Origin of the sequence: Acinetobacter rongchengensis (assembly GCF_003611475.1) — a bacterium.
GTDB classification, from domain to species: Bacteria; Pseudomonadota; Gammaproteobacteria; order Pseudomonadales; family Moraxellaceae; genus Acinetobacter; species Acinetobacter rongchengensis.
The window spans coordinates 1-10,191 of sequence record NZ_RAXT01000072.1 but is presented as its reverse complement, the minus strand read 5'-3'; the positions used below and the strand labels follow the sequence as shown (position 1 = coordinate 10,191).

The 10,191-nt window shown below is 37.4% G+C and carries 6 protein-coding genes and 2 pseudogenes; 5 read left to right on the top strand and 3 right to left on the bottom strand.

Going from position 1 to position 10,191, the window contains the following annotated elements; translation table 11 throughout:
• The 4 genes from D7V20_RS17430 to D7V20_RS17415 form a co-directional block, all read left to right on the top strand.
• A partial coding sequence (locus tag D7V20_RS17430) for a type I secretion C-terminal target domain-containing protein (RefSeq protein ID WP_213072520.1) occupies window positions 1-1,412 on the top strand: 1,412 nt, incomplete at its 5' end.
• Between the two features lie 225 nt (window positions 1,413-1,637).
• A complete protein-coding gene (locus tag D7V20_RS17425) occupies window positions 1,638-3,152 on the top strand; it encodes a TolC family outer membrane protein (protein ID WP_120385249.1) in 1,515 nt (504 codons plus the stop codon).
• Window positions 3,149-5,278 (top strand): type I secretion system permease/ATPase, encoded by a 2,130-nt coding sequence (locus D7V20_RS17420; protein WP_120385248.1) that lies wholly within the window; start codon window positions 3,149-3,151, stop codon window positions 5,276-5,278. The genes D7V20_RS17425 and D7V20_RS17420 overlap by 4 nt, the downstream gene beginning before the upstream one ends.
• Window positions 5,275-6,462: an HlyD family type I secretion periplasmic adaptor subunit gene (locus tag D7V20_RS17415; RefSeq protein WP_005134206.1), complete on the top strand. Its 1,188-nt coding sequence runs from the start codon at window positions 5,275-5,277 to the stop codon at window positions 6,460-6,462. The genes D7V20_RS17420 and D7V20_RS17415 overlap by 4 nt, the downstream gene beginning before the upstream one ends.
• Before the next feature lie 78 nt (window positions 6,463-6,540).
• Here the strand turns inward: D7V20_RS17415 and D7V20_RS17410 are convergent.
• Window positions 6,541-7,162, bottom strand: a pseudogene (locus D7V20_RS17410) (helix-turn-helix domain-containing protein).
• A gap of 247 nt (window positions 7,163-7,409) precedes the next feature.
• Here D7V20_RS17410 and D7V20_RS17405 point away from each other — a divergent pair.
• Window positions 7,410-8,485 (top strand): IS3 family transposase gene (locus tag D7V20_RS17405; RefSeq protein ID WP_120385246.1). Its coding sequence is split into 2 segments (ribosomal slippage): window positions 7,410-7,662 and window positions 7,662-8,485, totalling 1,077 coding nucleotides; the frame shifts between segments, so codons are not numbered across the junction.
• A 136-nt stretch (window positions 8,486-8,621) separates the two neighbouring features.
• Here D7V20_RS17405 and D7V20_RS17400 read toward each other — a convergent pair.
• Together D7V20_RS17400 and D7V20_RS17395 are read right to left on the bottom strand one after the other, a co-directional pair.
• Window positions 8,622-9,431 (bottom strand): annotated as a pseudogene (locus tag D7V20_RS17400) (tyrosine-type recombinase/integrase); the annotation flags it as partial.
• Between the two features lie 154 nt (window positions 9,432-9,585).
• Window positions 9,586-10,191 (bottom strand): reverse transcriptase domain-containing protein (locus D7V20_RS17395; protein WP_268877903.1); only part of this gene is annotated, 606 nt, incomplete at its 5' end.

Sequence of the window (10,191 nt, the reverse complement as noted above, 5' to 3'; positions counted from 1 at the left end):
CTCTTGATTTCAGTGTGAATACATATACTGAATTAACAGAAAATGGTGATTTAATTACAGGTAATACTGGCGCTTATGGTGGAAACTGGGAGACGACTGGAAATTTTAACACTTTGGGATATGCACCTAATGGTACTGGAGCATATATAGATCAGAATGGATTAAGTAAATCAACTATTTCTCAAACTGTTAAGAACTCTGCCGTCAGCAAAGATAGTAAATTACTTCTAGATATGGCTTGGAATAATGGTTGGGAAGACTCTTTAGGGAATGGAGTTACAGTTACAGTAAGTTTTGCAGGAGTAGACTTATTAAAAATTGTTACACCAGAAGCAGTATCTGGTAATAATATTGAATATGATTGGTCGATAGGAAGCGCTATTATTCAGAATTCTTTATATGCGACAGTAACTACATTAAATGGTGCATCAATTACGATTGATGGTCAAACTTATTCTGGTGATGATGCTTATCAATGGTTAACTTATGCTGTGAATTTGTTTAATACTAATGATCGGGCAAATCCAGAAAAAATGTCTGAGTTCTGGAGCAATTTTATAGTTAACTTACCAGATGATATTTTATTATCTACATCAAATGAATTAAAAGTCACAGTGGAGGCGACGACAAGCAATGCTGCTGATGACTTTATCATTGGTACAATTAAATTAGTTAATTATACAGACGGAGATAGTTTGACTGCATCGGCAACTTCATCTACTGCATTATTTTCTGAATTTAATTTACAAGATGCTGATAATGATTTAAATAAAGTGACTTTAGCATTAGCAGATACAACTATAGGCGATAAGCTATATGTAAAAGATGCATTATTAACAGATATTTTTGATGTTGTTAATGCTGATGGAATTTTAACCATTACTGTTAAAGAGGGTCAGACTGCATCTGTAGAAAACTGGAATAGCATTGTATCTTCAGTTGGTTTCTATTCTAAAACTGGTGATGCGAATACAATCACCGTCACAGTTTATGATCAAGCCCATGAAGATGGAGTTTCTAAATCTATCGAAGTTAATGGCGGTATAACTGTCCCAACAGCTTCATTATTAAACTTAGTAGAGCAATCTGATGACCTGATTTTTGATGTACTTGAATATAATGCAATAGATAGTAATGCATTTCACAGTATTGATAATTTTGAGGTTAGTTCTAATCAACAAATTGACATTACAGCATTATTGTCTAATGAAGTTCATGAAAGTAATTTATCTGAGTTCATTACAGTTGACTACAACGCTGAAAATGATCAGGCGGTAATTTCAATTGACCGTGATGGTGCTGCGAATGGAACGAGTGGTACAACTCATGATTGGGCAGATTTGTTAATTATTGAAGGTAAAACCGCTTCGGAATTACAGGATTTAATTAATAACCAAATTATTATTGGCTAATCGCTAAGTGGCGGATTGGTTTTAGATTGATCCTTCACAAGGAGCGTTATATCAAACATAACGCTCCCTTCATTCGTTTTAAATTTGAATTTATTTTAAGTTAATTTTAGACAAAGATGGATTTAAATTTGCAATGAAAATGGCTGCAATTACAGTACTCATTTAATGCTATGACGCAGCATTTGAAAAACTCCCACGGTATGAATTTACTAAGATGCTTAAATCATGAATTTTAGAATATCAAAGATATGGCTTGTGCTGTTTCTTCCACTATATATGCCAATAACACCGAGTTATGCAGCAACTCCAAAACATTATTTGGGCTCAGCAAAAGAAAATATTGAACAGTTTTTTTCGCCGGCAACTGCTGATATGAATAAAGTGAGTATTCAAGAACTAAGCAAATTCTCATGGGGTGAGCAGGCAGGTTTAGATACATTGCCAATAATTCAATCGAGTGGTATTCAACCGCAACCTAAAGGTATGGCAAAAATAAGTATTAACTCAGAAGCTGAGCTAACACTTTTTGATGCAATTCATCAAGCGCTACAGCGTCGACCAGAAATTACGCAGAGTATTGCGGCTATTGCAGGTCAAGGTGCAAACATTGATGCGGCGAGGGCACAATATTTTCCTCAAATCTCTGGTGGTATTAGTACAGCTGATTTAACGACTGGCGAACGGGGAAGACAGCTTTACAGTTTATCAGCGACACAGGTTTTATATGATTTTGGAAAAATCAAAAGCGATATCAATATAGAAGAAGCGAGGTTGCTGCAAGAGCAAGCAAATACATTAGAAAGTATTGATGATATTGCATATCAAACAGCGAATGCGATGGTCAATATTAAGCGTTATCAAGAAATCGTTCGTATTGCAAATCAACAAATCAAAGGAATTGCTCGAATTGCGGAAATTGCCAATTTACGTGCTAATGCAGGTATTAGCAGTCAGGCAGATCCGATCCAGGCGCAGTCGAATTTAGAAGCGGCGCAATCAAATTTACTCATACAAGAAACACAACTCAAGCAATATCAGCAAAAGTTACAAATGTTACTAGGCTATGACGTCTCTCATGTGAAGATGCATATTCCAGATACGGTCATTCGTAATGCGGGTTTATACAATGACCCAAACTTTACTCAAATTCCTAAGATGATCGTAGCTCAGGCATCAGTGCAAGTCGCTAAATTTCAAAAAGAGCAAACAAAACTGAGTGCTTATCCAACAATTAATATTAAAGGTAGCTTAAATCAAGCGTTGAATGGAAAAAACCCGAATAATAATGAAGATGATGGTTTTTATAGCTCTGTCATGTTGGAAGCGAATAGTAACTTTTTCCAAGGCGGGGCGACTCGAGCAAAAATCCGTTCTGCAAATTATGCGGAAGAAGCAGCAAAAGCGGCGGTAAACACAGTTTATTTAGACGTCTTAGATCAAATACAACTCATTCGTGTACAGGTTGAAAATAAGCAAAAGCAAATGAATGTTCTGGCTTTAAGAAAAGAAACCACAGCACGGACAAAAGAGCTGTATCAGGAGCAATATAAATTAGGTACACGCACAGTGGTTGATTTATTGAACTCTGAACAAGCAATTCATGCTGCCGCACAGGAAATTGAAAATGCTAGATATGATATTTATGCGGCCCTCATTCAGTATATTTATATTACGGGTGGTTCAAGAGCACTTTATCAACTAAATAATATTTCTATTCAAGGGTTTGAAATTTTACCATGAGCAAAACTATGAATTATCAGCCATGGCTTCAAGCTATTTTAGCTATTGCAAAACATTATCGTATCGAACCATCTGAAGAGCGTTTACGTTTACAGCTTGATTGGAATCCGAATCAGTCAATAGATGATATTTTGATTTTGGTGAGCCGTCAGATCGGGATGAACCTAAGAAAAGCTGAATTTAGTGAAGATATTTTGAACCCGTGGCGTTTACCGCTTCTAATTCAAATGCAAGATGGACAAGTTGGCGTATTGAATCAACTCGATGTCAATGGGAATGCAAATATTCAGTTCAGTGGTGATCAAGGATTAGCACAGGTACTCACTTTAGAGTTATTAAAAGAAAATGTGAACAATGTTTATATTTTAAGACCTGAGAAATCAATTCCTGATGTCCGTATTGATGAATACATAAAGCCTTATGAGCCAAGCTGGTTTTGGTCAATTGTGCTCAAAGACTGGAAACGCTATTTGGATGTGATGTTTGCATCATTAATGGCCAACATTCTTGCATTGGCGACCATTCTATTTTCAATGAATGTTTATGATCGAGTGATTCCTGCACAGTCTGTTCCAACTTTATGGGTATTGGCTGGTGGTGTACTCATTGCTGCAATATTTGAATTTTGTTTACGAGTTGCACGTATTTATTTATCAGACATTATCGGAAAACGTGCAGATCTAAAAATCTCAGATAAGGTATTTGGTCATGCCTTAAGAATTAAAAATAAAGAGCGATCCAAATCAACAGGTACGTTTATTTCTCAGATACGTGAATTGGAAGGTGTTCGTGAATTAGTCACCTCTACAACCATTTCAGCGATTGCAGATTTACCTTTCTTCTTTTTGTTTTTGGCAATTTTCTGGCTGATCGGTGGCAATCTGTTCTGGGTAATGGTTTTGGTTGTACCTTTAATGATTATTCCTGGAATTTTGATTCAAAAGCCATTGGCAAAATTAGCATCTGAAGGAATGCGTGAAGGTGCTATTCGTAATGCAACACTGGTGGAAGCTGTTCAAGGCATAGAAGATATTAAGCTGTTGCGTGCAGAATCCCGATTTCAGAATCAATGGAATCATATGAATGAAGCTGCGGCGGACATTTCTATGCGCCAGCGGAAATTAGTTGGAATTGTGGGGGCGTGGACTCAGAAAGTGCAAGGGCTTACTTTTGCGATTGTCGTCCTTGTTGGATGTTTTGCTGTAATGAAAGGGGAAATGACTACAGGTGCATTAGTTGCTTGTTCAATTTTATCATCGCGCATGCTTGGACCAATTGCACAGATTTCAGGAGTTCTAGGGCGTTTTCAACAAGCTAAAGTTGCTAAGACAAGTTTAGATGAGCTTATGAAGAAACCAGTTGACCAAGCACCAAATGCACATTTAATTCATAGACCTGTTTTGAATGGACATTATGAACTTAATAATATTGTCTTCAAATATAGCGACGATGACGCAAAACCTACGCTTATCATTCCCAAACTTGAAATTAAAGCGGGCGAAAAAATTGCGATTTTAGGCCGCAATGGTGCAGGGAAGTCAACATTGCTGCAACTGCTGTCTGGAATGCAGGAACCCGTGCAGGGCAAAATTAAACTAGACGGTGTGGATTTGGGGTTAATTGATCCAATGGATGTACGCCGAGATATGGGCTTACTCAATCAAAATGCACATTTGTTTTTTGGCTCTGTACGCGAAAATTTAACATTAGGCTCACCTTTGGCGACTGACCAAGATCTGTTGAATGTGCTAAAGCTTACTGGCGCATTAAGCTTTGTATTAGACAAGAAAGAAGGTTTAGACCATCAAATTTTAGAAGGCGGTATTGGTTTTTCTGGAGGTCAGCGCCAAGCTTTACTTTTGTCTCGATTATTGCTTCGCCAACCCAATATTTTATTGCTTGATGAGCCTACAGCCGCGATCGATGACGTTTCTGAAAAACAGCTGATTGAGCACCTTAAGGGCTGGTTAGGACAAAAAACTTTGGTCATTGCAACTCATCGTCGAGCAGTACTTGAGTTGGTGGATCGAATTATTGTAGTACATGATGGAAAAATTGTTATGGATGGTCCTAAAGAGCAAGTATTAGGTAATACTCAAACCAATATAGCGAGTACAGCATCATGATTAGAAAATATATAAAAAGTGATACTGTAAAGGCTAAAGAATTAGAACCTGCATTACCGAGAGCTAGCTTATTTATCTGGATTATTTGTATTGGTCTTTTGTCATTACTCATCTGGGCATGGCTTTTTAAACTTGAAGAAGTTTCAACAGGAATTGGCAAAGTTATTCCATCTTCTAAAGAGCAAGTAGTACAGTCTCTTGAAGGTGGAATTTTAACAAAGCTTTATGTGCATGAAGGACAAATCGTACAAGAAGGGCAGGTACTTGCTCAACTTGACCCAACTCGCTTTGCATCAAATGTTGGTGAATCTGCATCCTTACTACTAGCATCACAAGCAACAGCAGCGCGACTACGTGCAGAAGTTAATGGAACTAGTTTAAAATTTCCGAGTGAAGTACTTAAAGAGCGAGATTTAGTTGAAGAAGAAACAGCACTCTATCATTCACGACGATCTAATCTAGAAGAATCTTTGTCAGGTTTACAACAAGCACTTATTTTAGTTGAAGAAGAGCTGCAAATGACTGAACCATTAGTAGCGAAAGGTGCAGCTAGTGAGGTCGAAGTATTGCGGCTCAAGCGCCAAGCAACTGATTTGCGCAATCAAATGAATGATGTGAGAAATCAATATTTGGTAAAAGCTCGAGAAGAGTTGGCAAAAGCCAACACAGATATCGAAACGCAATTACAAGTCGTAAAAGGTAAATCAGACTCTTTAAATCGTACTCTTTTTAAATCACCTGTACGAGGGATTATTAAAGAAATTGATGTTATGACTATTGGCGGAGTGATTTCTCAAAATGGCAAGTTGATGACAATTGTTCCTCTGGATGAACAACTTTTGGTTGAGGCACGTATTTCACCGCGAGATATTGCTTTTATTCATCCTGGGCAAGATGCACTCGTGAAGATCACTGCCTATGATTATTCTATTTATGGTGGGTTGAAAGGAAAAGTTTCAATTATTTCACCAGACACATTGAGAGATGAAGTTAAGCAAGATCAATTTTATTATCGAGTGTATATTCGAACGGATTCAGGAAAATTGATGAATAAAGCAGGCAAACAATTCAGTATTACTCCTGGCATGGTTGCAACAGTCGATATTAAAACAGGGGAGAAAACGATTTTAGATTATCTAATAAAACCATTTAATAAAGCGCAAGAGGCTTTAAGAGAAAGATAGTTTTGAGTGAGCCTGTAAATAAATTTGTTTTTGTGCTTTTTATATGTGAATACTAGGACCTCCACTGACACCAAGATTTTAGCATAACTTTTCTTTTAATCGTTCATAGGGGTGTTTTGCCATTCATGGCTGCATGAGGTCGGGCATAATTGTAAAATGCCTCCCATTCGGCCAGCTTGGCTTTTAAATCCACATCAATAGCGGTATATTGATATCGTTTGACTTGTTTTCCATTTTGATCTTTAAAAAAGAGAAACTTTACATCAACTTGAACGTGATGCCCTGGTACTTGTTTTTTATAACGTTGAGGAATAGGAATAGAACGTTTACGCTGATTTTGGGGTAATCGATTCATACCATGCCGTTTTAAAACATGGTACGCCCCAGCTGCTGAAATTTTAATTTGGTGATAACGCCATAAATACCAACTGATCCGTAGTTGTCCAAAATGATAGTGTTGACGTAAATAAATAATCTTATCTTCAATCTCAGCAGGCGTGCGTAGCTTAAGGTTCTGTGGACATGGCTTACTGTTGACTAATCGTATCTCTCCTTTGGATTTATAATTCTTCTTCCAACGATAAAAAGTATTTCGTGAAATACCAAAATATCGACAGGTCAATGCAACATTGCGATTTTGTTCAGCATGAGCAAACACTTTTAATTTATGGGCAATTTCCCGTTGGGCTTTTGTACTCAAAATTCAAACTCCTATGACATGAGGTAAAATTTACCAAAATGTCAGTAGAAGTCTCAATTTTCACACAATACTCAATTATCCATTTACTTTGAAGGTCGATTAGATCGATATAATTAAAATCTAGTTAAATTTACTGACATAGATTTTTGAACGCTCTCGTTTGAAGAGCGTGTAACGGTAATCCCCCCTAAAAATAATAGGATCTAAAAGTAGAATTTTCTCTTAAGATACGAGCAGGAGATTCTGCATGAAAACATCTAAATTTACTGACAGTCAGATCATGTCCATCTTGAAACAGGCAGAATCTGGCACACCTGTAGCGACCCTTTGCCGTGAACACGGCATGAGTAATGCTACCTTTTATAAATGGCGTGCCAAATATGGTGGTATGGATACATCATTAATGGCTCGACTGAAAGAGCTAGAAGCCGAAAATACCAGACTTAAAAAGATGTATGCGGAAGAGCGATTAAAGGCCGAAATCATCCAGGAAGCGATGGCAAAAAAGTGGTAAAGTCATCTTGCCAGCGTAAGATGGCACAACAGGCAGTTGCCCAGCATGCCATTAGTATTCGTTTGGCTTGTAAAGCATTTGGCATTAGTGAAACCTGCTACCGCTATCAAGCCAAACTCAGCGATGACAATGCACTCATTGCTGAACAGCTCATTGAACTCACTGAGGAAAATTCCGATTGGGGCTTTGGTTTGTGCTTCTCGTATTTACGGCATGTTGAGAGTTGCTGCTGGAATCACAAGCGGGTTTACCGCATTTACTGTGAGTTGGCACTGAATCTGCGTATTAAACCGAGAAGAAGACTAAAACGGCATGCGCCTGAACCATTGAAAGAACCAATCCGAGAAAATCAGGTTTGGTCATTAGATTTTATGCATGATCAGCTTTCCGATGGTCGCAAGTTTCGATTATTGAATGTGATTGATGATTACCGCCGCGAAGGCCTAGCCATTGAAGCAGGGTTCTCATTGCCCACAATCAGGGTTATTCGTACGTTGAATCAATTGCTGGAGTGGAGAGAAAAACCGTTAGTGATCCGATGCGATAATGGTCCCGAATTTATCAGTCACGAATTTGTGCGCTGGGCTACTGAGCACGGTATTCGTATTGAATATGTTCAACCGGGTAAGCCACAGCAGAATGCGTATATTGAACGCTATAATCGGACCATACGTTATAGTTGGCTGAGCAAGCATTTATTTGATACTTTGGATGAAGTACAAGATTATGCAACAAACTGGTTGTGGCATTACAACCATGAAAGACCACATCAAGCTAACAAAGGAAAGCCACCTCTAATGGCTGCTTAACCTCTACTTTTAACTTCGGTTATTTATGGGAGGATTACCTAACCAAGTATTTTTAAAACTGTATTTACACAGAATTATTTACACCCTCTACCAGTCAATTTCTTAACTGACTGGCATTAGTCCGTATCGAGGTATTTCAATTAATGCCATTTCGCACTTGTTGCAAAATCCAATCCTCATATTCTTGTAGTGTTTCTTGTAGCATATCCATAGGTCGTACGATGTAGTGCCTTTCAACTAATGCACTTGGTTTATGACCTGATATCTGTGCTAAAGATCCTTCATTGATTTTTGCCCAAATAGCTAACGTTTTATATGATCTCCTCAATCCATGGGGAGTAAGTTCAATATTTAGTTTTTTACATATTTTCTCTAAGCTATCGTAAGGATTAACAATATGGCCACATTCAGCGCCCTTACTGCTAAATATGAATTTAGAATCAGAATTTTTCTTTAGTTCTAATAATAAGCTTTCAACATATGCAGTTAGAGGAATTAGGCGACCTTCATCTTCAATTTTATCCTTGACTTTTGCTGTTTTCCAACGAAAATCGACATCTGTCCATTTTAATGAAAGCAGCTCATTCTTTCTGCAACCAGTGATTAAACTACATATCAAAAAAATCGCTATTTTTCTGTTAGTTAACTTATTTACCTCTTCAAACCATGGTTTTAGATGCTGTTTCATCAAACAATCATTCTTGGCTTTTGGGGAAGGGACTTTATCTTTAACTTTTTTTGAGTTGTATGATTTTGGAGGCACTAAGTTTTCATAATCCTCGTGTTCATCACACCAATTCAGGAAAGCTCGTGTAAGTCTGTATGCTTTAGCTGATGTTGTTGGACGGAAGTCATTGTGATCACGCCAATCGCATAATACATCTGCAGTTAATTCAGAAAGTTTGTACTCAAACAGTTGAAAAATGGGTTGACTGGTATAAAGATTGATCATCAAGTTTCGCTATGAGCAGAGAAATGAGTTTTAGTGTGGGAGTGGGGAATTTATGCTTACCTGATCTTAGCCCGATGATATAGGGCTAAAACCAGTTTTGGTTGGGGAGTTTGCTTAGATATGTATATTGAGTAAGGGGCAATGGAAACTACAGCCCAGTGTAGAACTTATCGATGAATTGTCTGGTCTTGAATACTAGCGTAAGATAGCTTTTGTGATCTGTTTGAACTTTGGATATATCAATTCCTAAGTTTTTAAATAGCATATTTATTGCTTTGCTTTGAGTATCACAAAGCCTATTTCTAAAGTCCTTGAGATTTTTGGATTCAGCGTCTTTATAACAATGTGCGTAACCCAGAACAATTTGTTCCATGCGATTTATTGTCTTTGAAAAAGTTAGCTTTTTCTGAATATTCTTTGATATCGAGGTTAACTCTATAAGGGAATCTTCTACGTTCGCAATAATATGACTTGGAATGTACCAGTTATATTGTTCGTTTTCATATGATAAATCCAACCCTAGGAATGTGACAGGTTGGTACGGAGCAATAATTTGGGTTTTACTTTCTTCATCTATCCTAGGCAGGCTTAGCTGAATATTTTTTAGTTGTTGTTCAACTTCGAGGAACACGGATTCACATTGTTCTTTTGAATCCAAAAAGAAGATGAGATCATCTGCATATCTAACATGCTTGTATTTCTTTCTTTTTAGCCATTCATCAAATTCGGAAAGATAAAAAGACGCTATTAAAGG